Origin of the sequence: Arthrobacter agilis (genome assembly GCF_002953615.1) — a bacterium.
Lineage (GTDB): Bacteria > Actinomycetota > Actinomycetes > Actinomycetales > Micrococcaceae > Arthrobacter_D > Arthrobacter_D agilis_B.
This window is the reverse complement of sequence record NZ_CP024915.1, coordinates 2475087-2495839: the sequence shown is the minus strand read 5'-3', so window position 1 is coordinate 2495839 and position 20753 is coordinate 2475087. Positions and strand designations below refer to the sequence as shown.

The 20753-nt window shown below is 66.6% G+C and carries 22 protein-coding genes and 1 riboswitch; of the genes, 17 read left to right on the top strand and 5 right to left on the bottom strand.

Annotated features, from left to right (window positions below):
• Positions 1–95: 95 nt before the first annotated feature.
• The 8 genes from CVO76_RS12190 (at position 96) to CVO76_RS12155 (ending at position 4103) form a co-directional block, all read left to right on the top strand.
• A complete protein-coding gene (locus CVO76_RS12190; RefSeq protein WP_208741803.1) occupies positions 96–521 on the top strand; it encodes an Asp23/Gls24 family envelope stress response protein in 426 nt (141 codons plus the stop codon).
• A 185-nt stretch (positions 522–706) separates the two neighbouring features.
• Positions 707–889: a DUF2273 domain-containing protein gene (locus CVO76_RS12185; RefSeq protein ID WP_208739434.1), complete on the top strand. Its 183-nt coding sequence runs from the start codon at positions 707–709 to the stop codon at positions 887–889.
• Between the two features lie 259 nt (positions 890–1148).
• Complete coding sequence (locus CVO76_RS12180; RefSeq protein WP_208739433.1) at positions 1149–1481, top strand: Asp23/Gls24 family envelope stress response protein; 333 nt, start codon at positions 1149–1151, stop codon at positions 1479–1481.
• Positions 1478–2026, top strand: a complete 549-nt coding sequence (locus tag CVO76_RS12175) for a DUF6286 domain-containing protein (RefSeq protein ID WP_208739432.1) — start codon at positions 1478–1480, stop codon at positions 2024–2026. Before CVO76_RS12180 ends, CVO76_RS12175 begins: the two co-directional genes overlap by 4 nt.
• A 14-nt stretch (positions 2027–2040) precedes the next feature.
• Entirely contained in the window at positions 2041–2667 is a 627-nt protein-coding gene (locus CVO76_RS12170; protein WP_208739431.1) for a hypothetical protein, read from the top strand.
• 236 nt (positions 2668–2903) lie between these two features.
• On the top strand, positions 2904–3077 hold the full coding sequence (locus tag CVO76_RS12165; protein WP_208739430.1) for a CsbD family protein: 174 nt from the start codon (positions 2904–2906) through the stop codon (positions 3075–3077).
• 106 nt (positions 3078–3183) lie between these two features.
• A complete protein-coding gene (locus CVO76_RS12160) occupies positions 3184–3630 on the top strand; it encodes a hypothetical protein (RefSeq protein WP_208739429.1) in 447 nt (148 codons plus the stop codon).
• Positions 3630–4103 (top strand): MarR family winged helix-turn-helix transcriptional regulator, encoded by a 474-nt coding sequence (locus tag CVO76_RS12155; protein ID WP_208739428.1) that lies wholly within the window; start codon positions 3630–3632, stop codon positions 4101–4103. Before CVO76_RS12160 ends, CVO76_RS12155 begins: the two co-directional genes overlap by 1 nt.
• A 451-nt stretch (positions 4104–4554) precedes the next feature.
• Here the strand turns inward: CVO76_RS12155 and CVO76_RS12150 are convergent, their stop codons facing one another.
• The 3 genes from CVO76_RS12150 to CVO76_RS12140 all read right to left on the bottom strand — a co-directional run bounded on the left by CVO76_RS12150 (position 4555) and on the right by CVO76_RS12140 (position 6595).
• Complete coding sequence (locus tag CVO76_RS12150) at positions 4555–5100, bottom strand: Asp23/Gls24 family envelope stress response protein (protein WP_208739427.1); 546 nt, start codon at positions 5098–5100, stop codon at positions 4555–4557.
• A gap of 400 nt (positions 5101–5500) precedes the next feature.
• Positions 5501–6199: an RES family NAD+ phosphorylase gene (locus tag CVO76_RS12145; protein WP_208739426.1), complete on the bottom strand. Its 699-nt coding sequence runs from the start codon at positions 6197–6199 to the stop codon at positions 5501–5503.
• A 3-nt stretch (positions 6200–6202) separates the two neighbouring features.
• The gene (locus CVO76_RS12140) at positions 6203–6595 is read right to left on the bottom strand and encodes a hypothetical protein (RefSeq protein WP_208739425.1); all 393 of its coding nucleotides are present in this window, start codon (positions 6593–6595) and stop codon (positions 6203–6205) included.
• Between the two features lie 1005 nt (positions 6596–7600).
• Between CVO76_RS12140 and CVO76_RS12135 the strand changes: the two genes are divergently transcribed.
• Positions 7601–8056, top strand: a complete 456-nt coding sequence (locus tag CVO76_RS12135; RefSeq protein WP_133080517.1) for a universal stress protein — start codon at positions 7601–7603, stop codon at positions 8054–8056.
• Positions 8057–8121: 65 nt separating this feature from the next.
• Here the strand turns inward: CVO76_RS12135 and CVO76_RS12130 are convergent, their stop codons facing one another.
• Entirely contained in the window at positions 8122–8991 is an 870-nt protein-coding gene (locus tag CVO76_RS12130) for a universal stress protein (RefSeq protein ID WP_208739424.1), read from the bottom strand.
• A gap of 276 nt (positions 8992–9267) precedes the next feature.
• Between CVO76_RS12130 and CVO76_RS12125 the strand changes: the two genes are divergently transcribed.
• Positions 9268–9939: a response regulator gene (locus tag CVO76_RS12125; RefSeq protein ID WP_133080519.1), complete on the top strand. Its 672-nt coding sequence runs from the start codon at positions 9268–9270 to the stop codon at positions 9937–9939.
• Here CVO76_RS12125 and CVO76_RS12120 read toward each other — a convergent pair.
• Positions 9905–11587 carry a GAF domain-containing sensor histidine kinase gene (locus CVO76_RS12120; RefSeq protein WP_208739423.1) on the bottom strand — a complete coding sequence of 561 codons (1683 nt, stop codon included), beginning with the start codon at positions 11585–11587 and terminating at the stop codon, positions 9905–9907. The genes CVO76_RS12125 and CVO76_RS12120 overlap by 35 nt on opposite strands.
• 283 nt (positions 11588–11870) lie before the next feature.
• On the opposite strand from CVO76_RS12120, the gene CVO76_RS12115 reads away from it, so the two are divergent.
• The 7 genes from CVO76_RS12115 (at position 11871) to CVO76_RS12085 (ending at position 20727) form a co-directional block, all read left to right on the top strand.
• Complete coding sequence (locus CVO76_RS12115; protein ID WP_208739422.1) at positions 11871–13001, top strand: DUF427 domain-containing protein; 1131 nt, start codon at positions 11871–11873, stop codon at positions 12999–13001.
• Positions 13002–13197: 196 nt separating this feature from the next.
• Positions 13198–13623, top strand: a complete 426-nt coding sequence (locus tag CVO76_RS12110) for a VOC family protein (protein WP_133080523.1) — start codon at positions 13198–13200, stop codon at positions 13621–13623.
• A gap of 149 nt (positions 13624–13772) precedes the next feature.
• A riboswitch (SAM riboswitch) is annotated at positions 13773–13901 on the top strand.
• 139 nt (positions 13902–14040) lie between these two features.
• Positions 14041–15702 (top strand): ABC transporter substrate-binding protein, encoded by a 1662-nt coding sequence (locus CVO76_RS12105; RefSeq protein ID WP_208739421.1) that lies wholly within the window; start codon positions 14041–14043, stop codon positions 15700–15702.
• Positions 15703–16635 carry an ABC transporter permease gene (locus tag CVO76_RS12100; RefSeq protein WP_208739420.1) on the top strand — a complete coding sequence of 311 codons (933 nt, stop codon included), beginning with the start codon at positions 15703–15705 and terminating at the stop codon, positions 16633–16635.
• Complete coding sequence (locus CVO76_RS12095; RefSeq protein ID WP_208739419.1) at positions 16632–17555, top strand: ABC transporter permease; 924 nt, start codon at positions 16632–16634, stop codon at positions 17553–17555. The genes CVO76_RS12100 and CVO76_RS12095 overlap by 4 nt, the downstream gene beginning before the upstream one ends.
• Complete coding sequence (locus CVO76_RS12090; protein WP_208739418.1) at positions 17552–19291, top strand: dipeptide ABC transporter ATP-binding protein; 1740 nt, start codon at positions 17552–17554, stop codon at positions 19289–19291. The genes CVO76_RS12095 and CVO76_RS12090 overlap by 4 nt, the downstream gene beginning before the upstream one ends.
• Positions 19288–20727: an LLM class flavin-dependent oxidoreductase gene (locus tag CVO76_RS12085; RefSeq protein WP_208739417.1), complete on the top strand. Its 1440-nt coding sequence runs from the start codon at positions 19288–19290 to the stop codon at positions 20725–20727. The genes CVO76_RS12090 and CVO76_RS12085 overlap by 4 nt, the downstream gene beginning before the upstream one ends.
• Positions 20728–20753: the final 26 nt, after the last annotated feature.

Genomic DNA, 20753 nt, shown 5'->3' with positions numbered 1-20753 from the left:
GCCCCGCCTCGAACGGCCAGGCTCCCCGAGCAGCCCCGGGCACGGGTGCCGGCACTGGCACGGGCGCGGAGAAGACCGGAGCCCAGCCCTCGGGCCTGCACACGGACCAGGGCAAGACCTCGATCGCTGACACCGTGGTGCAGAAGATCTCCGGCATCGCCGCCCGCGAGGTACCCGGCGTCCACGCCATGGGCAACGCAGCCCGACGTGCCTTCGACCAGATCACCGAACGCATCCCCGGATCCCAGACCAACGCCTCCGGCGGGGTCAGCGTCGAAAAAGGCGAGAAGCAAACCGCGATCGACGTCACCATCGTCGTCGAATACGGGGCATCCATCGTCGAGGTCAGCAACAACATCCGCAGGAACATCATCAGCGCAGTGGAGCGTACGACGGGACTGGAAGTCATCGAGGTCAACGTCACCGTCTCCGATGTCCACCTCCCGACGGACGACGACAACACCAACGCCGAGGACTCGAACCAGACAAGGACCTCCTCCACAGGCAAGGAACTCGAATAACACGCCTGCCTATCTGACTGTTGCGAATGCTCGGTTCATCGCCTGAGCGTTCCTCACGACGTGCTGTCACCGGGTAGGTGCTCGAAGCACTCCTGCACCTGCCCGGTGACCGACAGTTGCCCCATGCTTTCCCCGCACATTCCCCTTTTCACGTTGCACCCTCTTCTCCTGTTAGGACAACGCTCGTGTCACGCAGCACCATTGGACTCTTCGTGGGTCTCCTCCTTGGCTTCGTCGCCGTCTTCGGCGGCTTCCTGGAATTCCTTGCCGTCATCATCTTCGCCGCAGTCGGCCTACTCATCGGCCGGTTCCTGGACGGTTCCCTCGATCTCAACCAGCTCGCCGGTTCCCGTACGAAAAGGAACTGATCCTATGAACCCCACAAACAGGGCCCGCGAGACCGGGCCGCGGCGGGCCGCGCAACAGCCGGCCCGGTTCGGGACGGTGACAGACCGGGAGCCCAGACAGAATGCGTCCGCCCCGGCAGCCCCCCATGAATCTCGTCCGACCGGCTCACCCCACTCGGCTGACTCGGCTGACTCGGCCCGTGCGATCAACGCGGCTGATGCAGTTGGCGTAGCTGACACTAGGGATGCAGCTGACGTGGCTGGCCGTGGGTCATTGACGATGAGCGAGAAGGTCATCGAGAAGCTTGCAGCCCAAAGCGCCCATGAACTGCCGTTCCTCGCCGGCGTCGGTGGGGGAGTGCTCGGCGTTGGCCGGACACACGGCACAGACCGCCGGCCGCAGGCCACGGTGGACCTCAGCGGCCGCCACGTCACGGTCTTCCTCGACGTCGCACTCGGCTTCCCCTCGGATATCGCCGCGCGATCGGCAGACATCCGCCATCACGTTACCGCCAGCATCGAGCAGGCCACCGGCCTCGACGTGCGCCGCATCGACATCACCATCAGGGCCCTCACCCCCCATACGGAACGATCACGCAGGAGCCTTTTATGAGTACCCGAACGACTAGGCGCTCGATCCGGAGGCGCCCCAGTCGCAGCGTCCCGGCCCTCATCGTCGCCCTGGTTCTCCTCATGGCCTCAGTCGCCGGCGTCTGGGCCGGCATCACGGCCCTGACCGGCGGGAGCACCGCGGCGATCGAGGGTGTCACCGGCGCCGCCGGCACACCGTGGTCGTCGCAGGCCGCGTACATCCCCTCCATCGCAGTCGCCCTGATCGGCGTCGTCCTGATCATCACCGCATTGATACCCGGACACCACAACGCGCACCTCGTGAACCATGAGGGGGCGACCGAAGCGGCGCTCACCCGCCGAGGGCTGAAGACCTACCTCGAGGACCACGCGATGGGCATCGATGGTGTTGACTCCGCCCGAGCCTCCCTCAAAGGCCGACAAGCCAGCATCCGCATCGGCACTTACGCCCTGGACCGGCACGAGGTCGAGAAGGACGTGCACCAGAGGCTGCGGAACCGGGTCGACTCCTTGCACCTCGAAAACGCCCCACGCATCCGCGTAAACACCAGCACACTCAAGGATTAGGAAGAGGACCCCATATGCGACACACCGCAGGACGCCTCAACCGCGTCTGGCTGACCATCACCGGACTGATCCTTATCTTGGGCGCGGGAATCACGGCGGCGATCGGCCTGGGACTACTCGAGGGCCACACCGTTGCCGGATTCAGGGCACCGGACCGTGACCAGCCGATCCTCGACCTGCCCGACGATCCCGCTACAACCACCACCATCGCAACCGTCCTGGTGGTCGCCGGCATCATCTTGGGCCTTTTCTGCGTCCTCTGGCTCCTGGCCCAAGTTCCCCGCAAGCACGGAGCATCGGACCTGAAACTTCAGGATCCCGAGAACCGGGGATTGACCGTCATGAAGCCGGGCCTTCTCGAAGACGCCATCAGCGACCGTGTGGAAGAGCTCGAGAACATTTCCAAAGCGACAACGATCATCCGCGGCTCCTTCCGCGCGCCGGACATCACAGTCCGTATCACGACGACGTCCCACGCCGACCTGCCCAGCGTCGTTGCTGATGTCGAGCACCGCATCAAGCACGACCTGCGTCTGACCCTCGGCAGGGAACCGGCATCACTTGGCGTAGCGATCGATGTGAAGGACGAGCCCAAGAAGGAGAGCTCGGTCACCCTGGGGGCATCATCTGCTCACACCTGAGCTTCCCGACCGTCACACGCCTGGTCCACGCACGAGCACTGGGGAACCCATGAAGAAGATTGCTATGACTATCGCAACTGCTCTCTTCGGCCCGTACATGGAGCGGCGCCGTGTCGCCGAAGGACGTCCGAAAAAGCCCCACGGCCGCCGCTGAGCAAGCCGGTATCACTAAGACCCCGGTTCACCCGTTGGACCGGCACATCAGAAACACCCATCACACAACAAAGGAGAACACCGTGGGACTCGACGACAAGATCAAGAACGCGGCCGAGAAGATCACCGGCCAGGCCAAGGAAACCTTTGGTAACGCAACAGACAATGATCGTCTGCGCGCAGAGGGTCAGGCCGACCAGTCCAAGGCCGATCTCAAGGATGCCGGCGAGAACGTGAAGGACGCCTTCAAGAAGTAACCCGACCAGGGTCGAAGGCCACCCGGCGGCACTATCGGGTGGCCTTCGACCTGCATCACCGACTATCGCTGACGCGACGACGAACAATGACTGGGCGGGAGGCACGATGAGCGCAAAACCATTGCAACCGACGGCGGTCATCGACTGGGACGTCTTCGATCAACTCGCCCGTGAGACCTCGCAGCAGACAGCCGTGGCGTTCGCCGCCACGTTTATCGAGCTTCTCCCACACAGATTATCGATGCTCGCCAACGCCGTTCAAACCGAGCACCATGAAGACGCACTCGTTGCCCTCTTCAGCATCCAGTCGGGGGCTCTGATGTTGGGGATGCTTCGACTTGCAGCAGCAACGGAAACCCTTCTGACCGAGCTGCGTGTGTCCCCGTCGCGCTGGGCTGCAGTCCGCGGACTCGCAGGAACATCTCTCACCAGCGGTCTTGATGAGATCGTTGCCGTCCTGGATGCGGGGCTGACAGCACAAACCCAGCCAGGCAACCAGCTCGGCAACCAGACCAAGCCTACGGCCGACGCACCGGGGGAGGAGAAGCAGTGATGACCTCCAGAGTCAATCCCGCGGAACCGGATATGTGGGCGGACCCACGACTCCTCAGCACGGCAGCGCGCCTCTGGGAGTACGCGCTCAATAGTGAACTGAAGAAACTGAAGTTGACCCTCTCCGGGCTCGTGGCACTTCAAGCTCTTCACGCTGCAGGAACCACGAGTCAAGCGGCACTAGCCAGGATCATCCGCGTGCAGCCTCAGACACTCCGCCGGACCCTGCGATCTTTGGAAGCGAGTGGTTACCTCACCAATTCCGCTCCGACACCAGGGTCCCGCGGTTTGAACATCAGCATCACCAGCGCTGGTGAACTGGCGCTCTCCGAAGCTGATGGCCTGGAACAGCGCTTACACCGCATCCTCGACAGTGGCGATGAGTTGCACGAGGCACTTGTCATGCTGATCGAAAGTCTCACCGTCACACCCGAACAAACACGCACCCTCCGATCACCAGTGTCAGGTACGTAAACACCGGCCCTCGGTATCAGAAGAGCGGGCCCACTAACGGCGACACATAGGCGTGAGCATGCCGTCAGTCACCGTGTCGGTCAGTAGTGGAAAATGACGCAAGGACCTTCCTTTCGTTGCTTCCTCATCTAGGGGGAGGGGGGACTACCCTTACCTACTTCCGTTCAGCAGTGGGGCTGACTATCAGTCCGTACCCATTGATCTGCCAAGGCATGTCCTGTCGGTGACAGATCCGCCGTAGGGAGGCGCTCACGGGAGGTCGGAGTCCAGTCCGCGACGCGGGGGCAGGGTCGCGGACTGAACTCGAACCCACCGTGCAAGCGATGAGATGAGAGTTGATGACACAAAAGCTACGAGGATGAACATGCGGGCCAAAGCTGTGGTCGACTGCGCATGATTATGCGTGTTAATGCATAATTGTGCATAACTATGGGGCCGTGAAGGAGTTGTGTTATTCGAGTTCCTTGCCTGTGGAGGAGGTCCTTGTCTGGTTCGAGTCCTCGGCGTTGGTGTTGTCGTCGTCCGTCGGGAGGTGGACATCGGAGACGGTGACGTTGACCTCGATGACTTCCAGTCCCGTCGTACGCTCCACTGCGCTGATGATGTTCCTGCGGATGTTGTTGCTGACCTCGACGATGGATGCCCCGTATTCGACGTCGATGGTGACGTCGATCGCGGTTTGCTTCTCGCCTTTTTCGACGCTGACCCCGCCGGAGGCGTTGGTCTGGGATCCGGGGATGCGTTCGGTGATCTGGTCGAAGGCACGTCGGGCTGCGTTGCCCATGGCGTGGACGCCGGGTACCTCGCGGGCGGCGATGCCGGAGATCTTCTGCACCACGGTGTCAGCGATCGAGGTCTTGCCCTGGTCCGTGTGCAGGGGGCCGGCGGCCAGGTTCTTTGGGGTCTTGCGCGCCTGCAGTACCTGGCGCTCAGGTTGTGCGCCTGTGATCGGAACTGCCGCTACCGGGCTTACTACTGTGGTCTGATTGTCCGCCATCTACATCGGTGTCCTCGGTGTGGGAATGGATACGTGCACAGGTAAAGACGACGTGAAGCCAGATTCGTCACGCTGGTAGCTGGACATTTTTTCTCGCCGGTGTGGAGGCCTCCCAGCTGGCCCGGAGGAGGTCGGATCAAGTCCTGTGTGTTTGCTTATGGTTTCGGTGTTCATGCGGGCCCGGCAAGCGAATTGCACCGGATCCACGACGTCGTAGAAGATGGGCATACACCATGAACTCGACCCTGGACGTACCGGGCCTGCCCGCGGCCGACGACGTGGATAACCCGGATGAACAAGCCACCTTGGCGCTGACGCTTGGTGGGGGAGATGCGATTGTCCAACGGGCTGTTGGACAATCGCCAGCCGTGGTCCGGCGGGTGTCAGTTCAGGCTCGTGCTCAGTTCCATCGCAGGTCAAGGAGCTGGAGAGCGCGGACGAAGTCAGGCTCGGCGCCGGTGAACAGGCGATGCTCCACGTCTGTGAGGCACGCCGACACTAGTCCGTCGTTCGGGCGTTCGAAGACCGCCCACAGGGTCAGGTCATCCCCGTGCCTTGACTTGAAGCTGACACCGTTGACGTCGGTATTTTCGTACAGCCATGTCGCGACGCTCTGGGTCAGCTGGCGTGGCCGAGCATCCTTCAAGGCGGCTGCATCGAAGTCGGTCAGGCCAGGGGATAGAGCCTGCCCGATGAAGTCCGGGTAGAGGGTCGCAACGGTCTCGGATGACGCTACGACGCAGAAGATGCCAGTGAGCGTTCCCGTGGCGATGCTTCGGGGATCAAGCCACTGCCGGGGGACAAGCCCGGGCTCGATGCTGGGGTACGCGTGCCGGTCCTGGTCGTCCTCGTGGATATCCTGAAGCTCGGCGGCCAGGTGGGCGTCCCTGCGGAAGTGAGCGAGTACCTCGAGGAGGCATGCCAGCAGGCTGGAGCCGGCGTAGACGGTGCGGAAATTTCCGTCGGCGTCGTCCCAACGGCCAGGGAACCGGCCGCCGGTGGCGTACTGCCAGCCACTCCACGCCCACGGATCAGGGGAAAAACCGACCCGCCAGACCGTTTCAGCCGTGTTGATAAACGTCAGCGTACGAGGTGGCAAAGGCTAGCCTGCTGCTGCAAAGGCGCGGGCAGCCGCCAATACCGCGGGGCCAGCGTCCTCGAGCCGTCCCTCGCGCAGCAGTCGTGCCGGTGGCACATCGTCCAGTTGCGGATTCATGCCCATGAACCAGGCCTGAACGACAGGAGCAGCATCACACTGACGCAGCAGCGCCGCCACATGGTAGGCATCGCGCAACCGCTGCACGACATCCGCAGACGGCCTGCGCTCACCATCAGCCCACTGGCGCACAGCCCGGGTTTCCTTCACGGACCCTAGATACGCCACCAGCTTGGCACCCAGAATCTCCCGCAGCTCACGCACGAGCTCGTCCTCCGGAAACCGGATGGAGTCCCGGTGGGCCTGAAGGTCCGTGCGCGCTCCTGCAACAGCTGTCATGCCCCAATGATCCCACGTATCCCGCGCTGAATCCACGGCTACAACACCTCCTGGATCACACCCAAAATCACCGATAATTTATCTTTCGTCAACTTGCGTTGACGGGAGGAGGGTGGCAGTAGATCACTACCACACTGCTACCACCTTCCTACCGGAACGCTTGGACGGATACTGCAGTGAGCCAGGGCGCCAGACTTCACACCGGACGTACCACGTCGGGCCTTTGTCACCACGAGTAACTTTGCAGGTAGCGCCTGCACAATTGGATCCGTCAAATGGAGGCCAGCTCGAACACAGTGGATACGTAACTACGAAGTTCGGGAGCACGAAGGTACTGTTCGCCCACTCAAGTTGCATGACAGGCTGCAGTGCATGAGGTGCTCGTGAGCCCTCTCGTCTCCTGAAGTAATCGCCGATAATCTACATTATGTCAGGTAATGGTCTGGAAAGGGGCAGAAACCCCTCCCCCCGGCACATTCACGTCCATGGGCACCGCCGGCCGGGAACGATGCTCATCGATCTGCAGGCTGCCCGGCATGGGGGTGTACACGGTCCACCCCTGGGTCAGGCATTCCGGTCGCCGGATGGGCAGCTGCCGGTTACAGGGTCATCCGAGGATCTATGGCGACCAGCAGCGCGATCGGTCGTGCTCCGGCGTCGAGGACACCACAGTGCGGGGCTCGACTCCGGCCCGTGCCACCATCGGGCTGAGGCTGTTTCGGTCGGTAGGAGGCGCGGAACCGAGCCGTTCACGTCGGGGATCGTCCTCCGACGGCTCGCGGCCGGACGTGCGGTGATCCTCCTCCCCCGCCGTCCGTCGCCTGAGGCGCCGGTACTGACCGGAACCGGACGACGCGCCCCGACCGCATCTCCCCGGTCTTCCGGAGTTCTGGCGTGCTGCGCCGGGTCGGGACGAATGACCCTACCCGGGACGTGGACCAGGAGGCATCGTTCTAGGACAGCGCGATTCACCGGAATCATCGCATCGGAGAAGGAGACGTTGCCGTGACCAGAAGGGATGTTCCTCAGATCGTTGTCGGAGTCGACGGATCCGAGCAGTCCGTCGAAGCACTGCGGTATGCCGAGAAGCTCGCCCCCACTTTCGGCGCGACGATCTTCGCAGTCGCGGCCTGGGACTACCCGGCAGCGGATCCGGGGTTCATGCCGCTCGGCAGCAGCGAGTTCTCGGAGTCCGCACGCAGCGACCTGGAGAAGGCCCTCTCCGCTGCGTATGGCGAGGACCGGCCGGCAGGCTTCGAGAGCACGGTGGTGTTCGCCCACCCGGCCAAGGCCCTCGTCAAGGCCTCCGAGTCCGCAGTGCTGCTCATCGTCGGCCGTAGGGGCCACGGCACCTTCCGCGGCCTTCTGCTCGGGTCCGTCAGCAGTGCCTGCGTATCCCATGCGCACTGCCCTGTCCTCGTCATCCGCGAGGACGCGCATCACGCAGCGTCCGAGGCGTGATGTGCTTCCTCCGGCTGTCGACCGCAGTACGTCCGGCACGGCTGAAAGCGAAGCATGCAGGCGCTTCACCGGACGACGACGACGTTGCCTCGCGCATGGTGCAGGACGGCATGGACCGTGGAACCGAGCCGTACTCCCAGGGTATTGGTGCCCTTTGCGCCGAGGACGACGACGGCGGCGTTCCGTGCCTCCTCGAGGATGAGTCCCGGCACGGAACGCGCCACGACGAGGTCCCGGGTCACGGCGATACCCGTATGCTCGCTGAGCAGGGCGGAGGCCCGCTCCAAGGCCTCGTCCCCCACCGCGGACACCGGGCCGGAGGGTGCGTGCCTGCGGTGCTGCTGGACGTGCAGGAGCCGCACCGACGTCCGCAGGCTTGCCGCGAGATCGGCCGCCACGGCCACGGCTCTCTCACTCTCCGGCGATCCGTCGACGGCGACCAGGACGGCGTCGTGGTCGGCGCGGGCCTCGCGGACGACGACGACGGGGCAGGACGCACTGGACGCGAGATGGAAGCTCACCGATCCGACCAACAGGCCCGCGAAACCGCCGAGTCCGCGGGTTCCGGTGACCAGGAGCGAGGCTTGCTGAGAGAGCGCGGTGAGGTTCCCGGCCGGTAGTCCGACGATCAGGCGCCTCCGCACATCCAGATGTGGTTCCGCCTCCGCGGCGAGATCGCGGCCTTCGTCGGCGAGCTTCTCCGCCTCCCGGCGCAGGCCGCTGTCCTGAACGCCCGTCACGGGCCCGAGGTCATGGGTGAAGAGGGGCCACACCCAGCAGTGCACGACGACGAGCCGAAGCTGTGCCGCCAAGGCGTAGTGGGCCGCCCAGAGGACCGCGCGCTTCGCGCCGTCCGAGCCGTCGTACCCGACGACCACGGGTTTGCGCTGGACCTGACCCGCGCTGGTGTCGGCATCCTCGGTGCCCGGGATCATGCCGGCACCATGAGGGGTCGCGAAGCGGAGGGCTCACCGTCGACTCGAGGCAGACGGGGTGAAGTGGGCGTGTCCATGGTGGTGTCCTGCTCCCTGGGTGCGGCAATCTCCTAGGCGTTCATCGTCGGCCGGGCCGGTGCGCAGAGATAGGGCCGAAAGTCCCATCTCCTCTTCCGGGTCCTTGGACCCTGCTGCGACAGGGGGCGGCAGGTGATGATGGTGCGGGTGCAGGACGCGCTCAGCCGGTCGGAGCCCGGCCTTTCAGAGGAGTCGGACATGGACAAGGCCGAAGGTGACATACAGGACCGACGGATCACGGTGTTCCTCCTCGACGATCACGAACTCGTGCGACGGGGATTGAGGGAGTTGCTCGAGGGCGAGGGCTTCACCGTGGTCGGTGAATCGGGCTCCGCAGAGGAGGCTGCCCGGAGGATCCCCGCCCTGTCACCGGACGTCGCGATCCTCGACGCGAGGCTGCCCGACGGTACGGGGATCGAGGTGTGCCGGGACGTGCGCTCGATCGATCCCTCGCTGTCGTGCGTGATCCTGACGAGCTACGACGACGATCAGGCGGTGCGCGGCGCCGTGTTGGCGGGGGCGTCCGGCTACATCCTGAAGGAGATCCTGGGCTCGGACCTGATCGAGAAGATCCGTCGCGCAGCGTCGGGTGAATCCCTGTTCGCAGCAGGCGTGAAGGAACGGATCATCGCCGGGCTTCGTGATGCTCCGGTCGAGGATCCGCGGCTGGCGGGACTGACGAGCCAGGAGAAGAAGGTCCTGGCTCTCATCGGCGCCGGCCTGACCAACCGGGAGATCGGCGCAGAACTGTTCCTGGCCGAGAAGACCGTGAAGAACTACGTGTCGTCGCTGCTGTCGAAGCTCGGCTTCCAGCGCCGCACGCAGGCGGCGGTGTTCATCTCGAGGCCGGCGGAACCGAGATACCGCTAGCAGCCAGGGGGATCTCGAGGTGGACGTCGGTCCCTCCACCCACGGTGCTGGTGATGGACACCGTGCCCTCGCACAGTTCGGCGCGACGCTTCATGTTGGCCAGTCCGCTCGTCCGGCCGGGGTTCTCGAACCCGCGGCCGTCGTCGGTGATCCTCAACTCGAGGCGTCCGCATCGTGCACGCAGGATCACGGTGATCGTGCGCGCCTCGGCATGACGCAGCGCATTGGCCAGCCCCTCGAGCAGCACGGCCCGCACATGGTCGGCTCGCTCGTCGTCCACTGACGTATCCAGGGGGCCGGAGAGTTGCAGGACCGGGTCGAGGTCGTGGCCGTCGAAGGCATCGGCGACGAGGGAGAACACCGTGGAGGTGAAGGTCGGGGCGACCTGCGGGACGGAGCGGAGCGAGTAGATGGTGTCGCGCAGCTCCCTGATCGTCGCATCCAGTTCCTTCGTCACTGCCGAGATGCGGTTCAGCGCTTCCGCATCCGGAGTGTACTTCCGCAGGCTCTGAATGCTCAGGCCGGCCGCGAAGAGCCGCTGGATGACCAGGTCGTGCAGGTCCCGGGCGATCCGGTCCCGGTCGCCGAAGACAGCTTCCTGTTCCCGCTGCCGGTGGATCCGCAGCAGTTCGAGGGCCAGGGACACATGGGAGGCGAAGGTGCGCATCATCCCGTGATCGACATCCGAGAAGGGCGTCGCGCCGGGCGGGCGGCCGATGACGAGGAAACGCCGGTCCCCCGCGCCGGCGAGCCTGCAGCACAGTGCCGTCCCGATGGTGCCTGCCGCAGCCCCGGGGAGTACCGCCGCGACGTCCTCAGCATTCAGCAGGACCGGTGACAGGGTGGTCGGCAGCCGGTCCATCAGTCCGGCATCGTGGCTTCGTCGTCCCAGGAGGGCCGCGGCCTCGACGCCGTCGACGGCTTCGCAGATCATCTCCCGTTCGTTGCCGAACGTCCTGAGGACGGCGGCGAGGATACTGTGCGAGGCGTCGAGTGCATGGGTAGCGATGATCTCGAGGTCATTGCTGGATCCGTCGTGCTCCCCGAGGAGTTCCCTCACCGCGTTGAGCCCGCCTTCCAGCCATCGTGTCCGCCGGTTCGATTCCTCGAAGAGGCGCGAGTTCTCTATCGCGACGCCCGCGGCGGAGGCGAGCGAGACCACGAGCTGCTCATCTGCGGCGGAGAAATCCGTCCCCCCGTTCTTCTCCGTCAGGTACAGGTTGCCGAACACCCGGTCATGGATGCGGATTGGCACGCCCAGGAACGAAGTCATCTGAGGGTGATCGGCCGGGAATCCATAGGCGAGGGGGTGCTCGCGCAGATCCGAGAGACGGACGGGGTGCGGCTCGGTGATCAGCAATCCCAGGACGCCGTGCCCCGTCGGGAGCGGACCGATGCGCCGAATGTCCTCCTCCTCGAGACCGACGGTGATGAAGTGGCTGAGCATCCGGTCCGGACCGACGACGCCGAGGGCACCGAAGCGTGCATCGACCAGCTGACACGCCGCTTCGATGACACGTTCCAGGACGGTGTCGAGTCCCAGGTCGTCCGCGATGGCAGCGAAGGCAGCCAGGAGGTTCTCCACCCCCGCCGGAGCCGGTAGTTGCACAACCGCACCCAGGGGCGGCTCCTCAGGGTAGGTGACCATGCCGCACGCTCCGTCGATCAGGACGAGACCTCATCGTTGGACGATAACAGGGTCGGCGGGCCCCGGTCGGCGTGGCGCCCGCTTCGTACTCCCGGTCCATGGACGCAGGACCTGCACGGACCGACGCTCGTGCTGCTCACGAATGCTGGGATCTGCTCCGAGGTGCTCCCTTCGGGTGCTGGGCGGATGCCGCCGCCGGTCCGGCTGATGGAGGGCACATCAGGGTCTTGCGGCCCTGATGCATGCCTCGGACGCACTCACGCCGTCGCAATGCTGGGCGTTGGTGACCACGCAGTCGACGGGGCGGCTGGGATTCTTCCGGGAGGGGCTGCTGGATATCTTCCACCTGTTCTTCGCCCTGACGCCCGCCTATGTGCGCGGGCGCCGCCTGCACACCACCCACTCGTCGCTGTCGGGTACGGGCAGCCTGTCCGACGCTCACCCGATCCGCCGTCCTCGGTCCCGGTACGCCTGCTGCGGCCGCCGCCATCGGCCTCTATCGGCAGCGGCGACGCAGGTCTACCGTGAGTGCATGTCGAGCCCTCCCGTATCCCCGGCCAACCACGACACCGATGCGACCGGCGTGCTCATGCGGGACGTGATGGGGCAACTGCTCCAGAAGCTGAGATACGAGCCGACCGCGAAGCGCGTCCGCGCCACGCTCGGCGGACAGACCGTCGTGGACACGACGCACGCGATGCTCGTGTGGGAGCCGCGCAGGGTCGTGCCCGGGTACGCCGTCCCGTACCAGGACATCCGCGCCGAGATCTCGCCCCGCACCCCACCGCCACCCGAGAACGGTCCGGTCGGATTCATGCTGCCCGACCTGTCGACGATTCCCGTGTTCGACCCGCGTATCCCCTTCGACGTGCGCACGACCGGGGGCGAGCCGGTCGGGATACGCGTCGCTGGAACGGAGGCCGTCGCGTCCGGATTCCGCGCACGCGACCCCGGCCTCGACGACTACGTGATCCTCGCATTCGCCGACTTCGACAGCTGGTTCGAGGAGGACGACGAGATCATCAGCCATCCGCACGACCCGTACGGCCGCATCGACATCCGAGGCACCTCCCGACACGTGCAGCTGATGCTCGACGGACACATCCTCGCCGACACCACCCGGGCGCGGATGCTGTTCGAGACGACCCTGCCCGCCCGGTACTACCTTCCGGTCGAGGACGTCGTGGCGCCGCTCGAGCCCAGCTCGACACGGTCCATGTGCTCGTACAAGGGCTACGCGACCTGGTACTCCGCCCTGGTGGGAGACAAGAGGGTGGATGACATCGCGTGGCAGTACGAACACCCCCTGAGTGACGCGGCCGAGGTGCAGGACTACGTCGCGTTCCTCGACGAGCGGCTCGATCTCGTCATCGACGGCGAGCAGCAGGAACGTGCCCTCACCCCTTCGTCGTGACATCGGTGGTCGTGTCAAGGGCGGTGATCGACGTCGGCAGGTCGCGTCGGCGGTGACCTGAGCACCCGGGGTGACGTGGGCTTCCCCGCCGAGAACCGTCGCGGTCTCAGGCCTGCCGCGGCGTCAAGGGTCTCCGCACCCCCCGGTCCTGTCCGAAAAAGCCCAGGGCACCGGCCGTGCCGACTATGCTCGCGCCATGGACCAGCAACTGCACTTCGTCACGGTTGCCACCCGCGACCTCGACGCCGCGCGATCGTTCTACAGCGGATTGGGCTGGTCCCCTGCGCTCGACGTCCCGGAGGAGATCATCTTCTACCAGGTGGCGCCCGGTCTGCTCCTGGGGCTGTTCCGATCCGACAAGTTCGCGCAGGACGTCGGGCTCGATGCGGCGCCCGGACCGTCCGGGATGACGCTGTCGCACAATGTCGGCAGCCCCGACGAGGTCCGCCGGCTGGTGGCCAGGATGGCGGACGCCGGCGGGACCGTCCTCAAGGAGCCCCGCGACGGCTCCTTCGGGGGCATCTTCCACGCCCTGGTCCGGGATCCGAACGACGTCGTCTGGGAGATCGCCTTCAACCCCGGCTGGCGTATCGACGACGACGGGGCCGTCATCATCGGCTGATGCCGGAATCAGGTGCGGCACCGGCTCCCCTGCTGTCGTATTCCCTGTCCGCCAGGTATTCGACGGGACAATGCGCGGGTATCGCACTTCCCGGTCATATTTCTTCTTATTCGCAGGACCGCCCGTCTCCCTGCCTATATTGAATTCAGCTTCAAGAGATGCGGTCGGAAAGCTCCGACTGGACCGCACACCAACCCCATGTTCCTGGGTGGTTCGGATGACGAAGCGGCCTTCGCCATGGCACGTAAGTGCCCGTCCGGCGCGGGCAAGAGCACACCGAAAGGCACTCCCGTGAGCTGTAACGCCCTCCCCCTCCCCTAGCAGGCCCTGCGCGTCCAGCGCATCCTGTTGCTCCTTTCTCCCCTTTTCCGGTGAATTCCGCCGTGCGCGGCACCGGACCCCTCAGAGGAATTCTCCATGAATGCATCCGTAATTCCCCCTGCCCGGAATCACCGGCCGGTCCGCCGGCTCACCACGTTATCGGCCGTCGCCCTGGTGGCCCTTGTCAGTGGCTGCGCCGGGCCGGCGGCCTCCACCTCGGAGGCGGCCGGTGAGCCCGTGTCCGGAGGGGTCCTGGACGTGTCGATCTCGGCCGAACCGGGGTGCCTCGACGGCCACGGCATCTCGGCGACCCAGCAGCAGTTCCTGGGACGCCTGATCTACGACAACGTGGTGACGCTGGACGAGAACGGGGACATCGCGCCCTACCTCGCGGAATCATGGGACATCTCGGAGGACGGCAGGACCTACACCTTCCACCTCAAGGAGGGCGTCACCTTCAGCGACGGCTCGCCGTGGAACGCGGAGGTCCTCGGCCAGAACTTCGAGCACATGCGGGACCCCGCGACGAAGTCACCGCTCGCCGCCGCGTACATCGCCCCCTACGTGGACGGCACGGTCCTGGACGAGTACACCTTCGAGGCCCACCTCGAATACCCCTACACCCCGTTCCTCTACACCCTCGCGCAGTCCTGGCTCGGGATGAACTCGGGCAAGGCCATCGCGGAGGCTCCCGAGACCCTGTGCCAGCAGCCGATCGGGACCGGCCCCTTCACCGTCGCGGACTACCAGCCGGGCCAGAGCATCACCTACACGAAGCGCGAGGGCTACGACTGGGCGCCGGAGTGGGTCGAGGGTGACGGCGAGGCATATCTCGACGGCGTCGAGGTGACCCTCGTCGGCGAGCCGGTGATCCGGCACCAGTCCCTCGTCTCCGGGCAGTACGACCTGACCGAGAACCTCGCGCCCCAGAACGCGGCGGCTGTCCAGGCAGACCCGAACTTCACCTACGAGAACCTCCCCCGCACCGGCAGCCCCTACGTGCTGAGCTTCAACCTCAGCCGTGCACCGTTCGACGACCTCGCCGTCCGCCAGGCCTTCGCCGCCGCCGTGGACACCGCTGCGGTCACTGAGAGCCTGGGCTTCGGCACCTACACGCCGATCGACGGGTTCCTCTCGAAGGAGAGCAAGTACTACGACCCGACCGTCGAGGGGACGCTCACCCACGATCCCGAGCGCGCGAACCAGCTGCTCGACGACGCCGGCTGGTCCGAGCGCGACGGCGAGGGCTTCCGCACGAAGGACGGCCGACGGCTGGTCGTCGAGGTACCGACGGTGGAGAGCTCGACGCCGAGTCCCCTGCTGGTCCAACTGCAGGGCGAGGCCCGCAAGGTCGGCTTCGACCTCCAGATCATCCAGCTGCCGCAGGCGCAGCTCAGCGAACTGCGCTACGCCGGTGACTACGACGCGCTGGCCGGCGTGTGGCACACCAACACCACCGACGTCCTGTTCATCCGGTACCACTCCTCGGAGATCACCGGCGAACGGATCGGCCAGAACTCGTCCTACGTCGACGATCCGGCCCTGGACGAACTGCTCCTGACGGCCCGCGGGTCCGACGACGGACCCGAGGCTGAGGAAGCGTACTCGAAGGCGCAGCACCGGCTGCTCGAGATCGTGCCCGGCGTGCCCCTCTACGAGAATCCGAGCCAGTTCGCGTACGCCAAGACGGTCCATGATGTCGCCGTCGACACGTCCCACCCCGTGCCCGTCCTGACCTACGCGTGGAAGGCGGAGTAGGTGCCGATCCTCCGACGCATCCTCACGCGCCTGCTGGTCGGCATCGGCGTGCTCTGGGGCGCGGCAACGCTGACCTTCCTCGCGGTCTACCTGATCCCGGGCGACACCGCTCTGCTGATCCTCGGCGGTCCGGACGCGCGGCCCACGGCCGAGACCCTCGCCCAGGTCCGCAGCGACTACCTCCTCGACCAGCCGTTCATCGTGCAGTACGGCAGCTACCTCGGCAACCTGCTGCAGGGTGACCTGGGCCAGTCCTACCGGCTCCGGCTGCCCGTCACGGATGCCATCGGCCAGCAGATCGGCGCGACGGCGGCGCTCGCGGCAGCCGCCGTCGCCGTCGCCCTCCCGCTGACCCTCGCCGTCGCCGTGCTGTCCGCGCAGCGGGCGAACTGGATCCGGTCGATCGTCTCCGGCGTCGAAGTGGTCCTCGCCGCGACACCGACCTTCATCATCGGGTTCGCCCTGCTGATCGTCTTCTCGTTCTCGCTGCGCTGGTTCCCGATCGGCGGCAACCAGGGCGTGGCGGCACTGGTCCTGCCGGCGCTCACGCTGGGCCTCGCCGTCTTCGGGACGCTCTCGCAGGTCCTCCGCAACGAACTCGAGGACGTCCTGGAGCAACCCTTCATCCTCACGGCGAGGTCCCGCGGGATGCGCGACCTCCCGGTGCGTGTGCGGCACGCACTCCGGCATGCCGCCATCCCGGTGATGACGATGTCGGGATTCGTCGTCGCCGCGCTCCTCGGCGGATCGGTGATCGTCGAGACCCTGTTCAGCCGGCAGGGCATCGGTTCGCTGACACTGGCCTCCGTCTACAACAAGGACCTCCCCGTCATCATCGGCATCGTGCTGCTCTCCGCCGCGGTGTACGTGGTGGTCAACCTGGTGATCGACCTCCTCTACACGCTCATCGACCCGAAAGTGGTGACGGCATGAGCATCACCTCGCGCACTGCTCCCCCCGACGCGGTTCCCCTGGCGCCGACGCCTCCGGCTTCTCCTACGGTCCCCGTCCACCCCGTCCACCGCGGGGCCCGCGCCCGGCGAGCGCGACGCATCAGGCCCGGCATCCTGCTGGCCTCGGCCTTCCTCCTATGGCTCGCGGCGGCGGTCCTGGCACCGGGTCTGCTCTCCCCGGCCGATCCGTACGCGGTGGATCCCTCCCGGAGCTTCAAAGCGCCGAACGGGACGGCCTGGTTCGGTACCGACGACTCCGGCGCGGACAACTACTCCCGGATCGTGCACGGTGCTGCCACCTCGCTGTACATCGGTCTCGGCGCGACGGCGATCGGCGTGCTGGGCGGGACGGCCATCGGTCTCCTCGCCGGGCTCAACGGGCGCCTGGTCGAGGCATCGGTGATGCGCTTCCTCGACGTCACCCTCGCCATCCCGGAGATCCTGCTCGCTCTGGTGGTCATCGGCATCATCGGCGGCGGCACGGAGAATGCGATCCTCGCGATCGGGGCGGGCAGCATCGCCTACTACGCCCGGATCACCAGGGCGCAGACGCACCTCGTCCGGCGCTCCGGCTATGTCGAGGCGGCCCGTACGCTGGGGCTGCCCGCCTGGCGCGTGCTCCTGACGCACATCGTCCCGAACGTCATCAAGCCGGTGCTGGTCCTGGCGACCATCGGGGTGGGATCCGCCATCGGTGCCGGTGCGTCCCTCAGCTTCCTCGGACTCGGCACGCCTCCCCCGGCCCCCGAGTGGGGTGCGATGCTCTCGGCGGGGCGCAACTTCATCTCCAACGCCCCCTGGATGATCACGATCCCCGCGGCGTTCCTCGTCGCCACCGTCCTGTCCATCACCGTCGTCGGGCGTGAACTCCGGCGCCGCTCCGAAGGAAGGCTCGCATGAGCTCCACACCGATCCTCACACCCGCCGCCGCCATCGCCGCACCGGCCGGAGCGGCGCCGCCCGTCGTCGAACTCGACGGACTGACGGTCTCCTTCGGCCGTGGCGTCCACCGGCGGGAGGTCGTCCGGGACGTCAGCCTGGCGATCCGGCCGGGTGAATGCCTGGCGCTCGTCGGCGAGTCCGGATCCGGCAAGTCGGTGACAGCCCGGACCCTGGTGGGACTGACCGGACCCGGCGCCCACGTCGGATCCCGCAGCCTGCGCTTCGACGGCCGGGACGCGTCGGGGTGGGGAGAACGGCAGTGGAGCCGCGTGCGGGGCAGGGAGGCCGGCTTCATCCTGCAGGACGCGCTGTCCTCACTCGATTCCCTGCGGACCGTGGGCGCTGAGGTGGGCGAGGTCCTCCGCCTGCACAGCACCCTCGACCGCACGGGGCGTCGCCAACGCGTCGTGGAGCTCCTGGCGTCCGTCGGTGTCCCGGAACCCGAGGTCCGCGCGAGCCAGTACCCGCACCAGTTGTCGGGCGGCCTCCGCCAGCGGGCACTGATCGCCTCCGCCATCGCGGCGGGCCCCCGGTTCCTCATCGCGGACGAGCCGACGACGGCGCTCGACGCGACGATCGCCGCCCAGGTCCTGCGGCTGCTCGGACAGCTGAAGGGCGCCCGGACCGGGATGCTCGTCGTCAGTCACGATCTCGCGGTCGTCGCAGACCTCGCCGACCGCGTCGCGGTGATGCGCAACGGCGTCATCGTGGAGGAGGGCAGCGTCCAGGCCGTCCTGCAGGATCCCCGGCATCCCTACACGCAGGGGCTGCTGGCCGCCATCCCGTCGAGGACGTCGCGCGGCTCCCGACTCACGGGAGGTGCCCGGTCCGTCCCCGGACCCGGAACGCCGGCCACGACGTCCACGGAGGTCGGCAGCCGGGACGACGCAGCCGCGTCCCCGCCGGGACTGCTGACGGTCGAGGGCATCGGCAAGAGCTACCCCGGGCCCGACGGGCGCCGACGTACAGCGGTCGACGACGTGTCCTTCGCCCTCCCCGCCGGGACCACCCTGGGCATCGTGGGCGAGTCGGGCTCCGGCAAGAGCACGGTGGCGCGCATCGCGCTGGGCGTCGAGGCGCCCGACACGGGTGCCGTGCGACTGCACGGCCGTACCTGGCAGGAGCACCGCGCCACCCGGGACCTCACGGCGCGACGGTCCGTCCAGATGATCTACCAGGATCCGCTGCAGTCGTTCGACCCGCGCAAGACGGTCCGTCAGGTCGTGGGGCAGGCAGCTGCCGCCGCCGGCACTCCCCGGGGCGCCCTCGCGGCGCGGGTCCTCGAACTCCTGGACCTCGTCGGCCTTTCCGCGGACAGGGCACGCAGCCGCCCGCTGGACCTCTCGGGAGGCCAGCGGCAGCGCGTCGCCATCGCCCGTGCCCTCGCGGCCGATCCCGAGGTCATCATCTGCGACGAGCCGGTGTCCGCCCTCGACGTCACCGTCCAGGCCCGCATCCTCGACCTCCTGACGGACCTGCAGGACCGTTTCTCCCTGAGCTACCTCTTCATCTCCCACGACCTCGGCGTCATCCAGCACGTCAGCAGCGAGGTCCTCGTCCTCAAGGACGGCGCCATCCTCGACCACGGCCCCGTCGACGACGTCTTCGACGCCCCGCAGCACGACTACACGCGACAGCTCATCAACGCCATCCCCCAGCTCCCCGCCTTCCGGAAGGACCAGGTCCACCCATGACACGCCAGATCGCCTTCAACCTGTTCGAGATGAATTGCGTGGGCCATATCTCCCACGGACTCTGGGTCCACCCCGAGAACAACAGGCACCGCTTCAACGACCTCGACTTCTGGGTGGAGACCGCCAAACTCCTCGAGGCAGGCCTGTTCGACAGCGTCTTCCTCGCGGATGTGATCGGGACCTACGACGGCTACCGCAACGGACCGGAGACGGCACTCCGCGAAGCAGTGCAGATCCCGAGCAACGATCCCCTGCTGATCATCCCCGCCATGGCGGCGGTGACCGAACACCTCGGATTCGCGGCGACGTTCTCCACGACCTACGAGCCGCCGTTCGCGTTCGCGCGCCGCGCCTCGACACTCGACCACCTCACGAAGGGGCGGTTCGGCTGGAACATCGTGACCTCGTACCTGCCCAACGCCGCGCGCAACTTCGGTCTCGCGGACGAGGTCGAGCACGACCAGCGCTATGCCATCGCCGACGAGTACCTCGAGGTGCTCTACAAGCTGTGGGAAGGTTCCTGGGACGACGACGCCGTGGTCGAGGACCGGAACCACCGCGTCTACACGGATCCGACCAAGGTCCGTTACATCAATCACCGCGGCCCCCACTTCTCCGTCGCCGGACCGCACCTCAGCGCGCCCTCGCGCCAGCGCACACCCGTGCTGTTCCAGGCCGGAAGCTCGACGGCGGGCAAGGCGTTCGCCGCCAGGCACGCCGAGGGGGTCTTCGTCGGCGGACGTGATGCCGCCGCCTACCGGGAGAACGTACAGGACCTCCGCCGGCTCGCCGTGGAGAACGGCCGCCGGGCGGACCACATCAAGGCCTTCGCCGGCGCCGTCGTCATCGTCGGCCGCACGCACAAGGAGGCGCAGCGGAAAGCGGACGAGTACCGGCGCCTCTCGAGTGCCGAGGGCTATCTCGCCCACGCCGGAGGTGGGGGCATCGATCTGGCCGCCTACCGCCCGGACGAGGTGATCGACGACATCCTCGCCCGTGAGGACCGGCCCGGCCGGGACCGGCAGCCGAGCAACAGGCGGCACCCGGCGGGTACGACGGTCGGTCAGGCCCTCGAACGCATCACGAGGTTCGACCGTGGCCCCTTCGTGGCGATCGGGACGCCCGGCGAGGTCGCGGACGAGATCGAGCGATGGGTCGAAGGCACCGACCTCGACGGCTTCAACCTGCGGCAGTTCCTCACGCCCGGCACGGCCGAGGACTTCATCGAACTCGTGATCCCCGAACTCCAGAAGCGCGGCCTCTACCGCAGGTCCTACGAGGAGTCGACCCTCCGCGAGCGCCTGTTCGGTCGCGGTACCACGAGGCTCTTCGACCAGCACCCAGGGGCGAGGTACCGCAACGGTGCCCACCTCGGTCCCGATGCCGGCACCATCGCGGCCGCCGCTACCGGGGCCTCGGCCCCGTCCTACGCCTAGGAGCGCCGGTGTCCACGATCATCAAC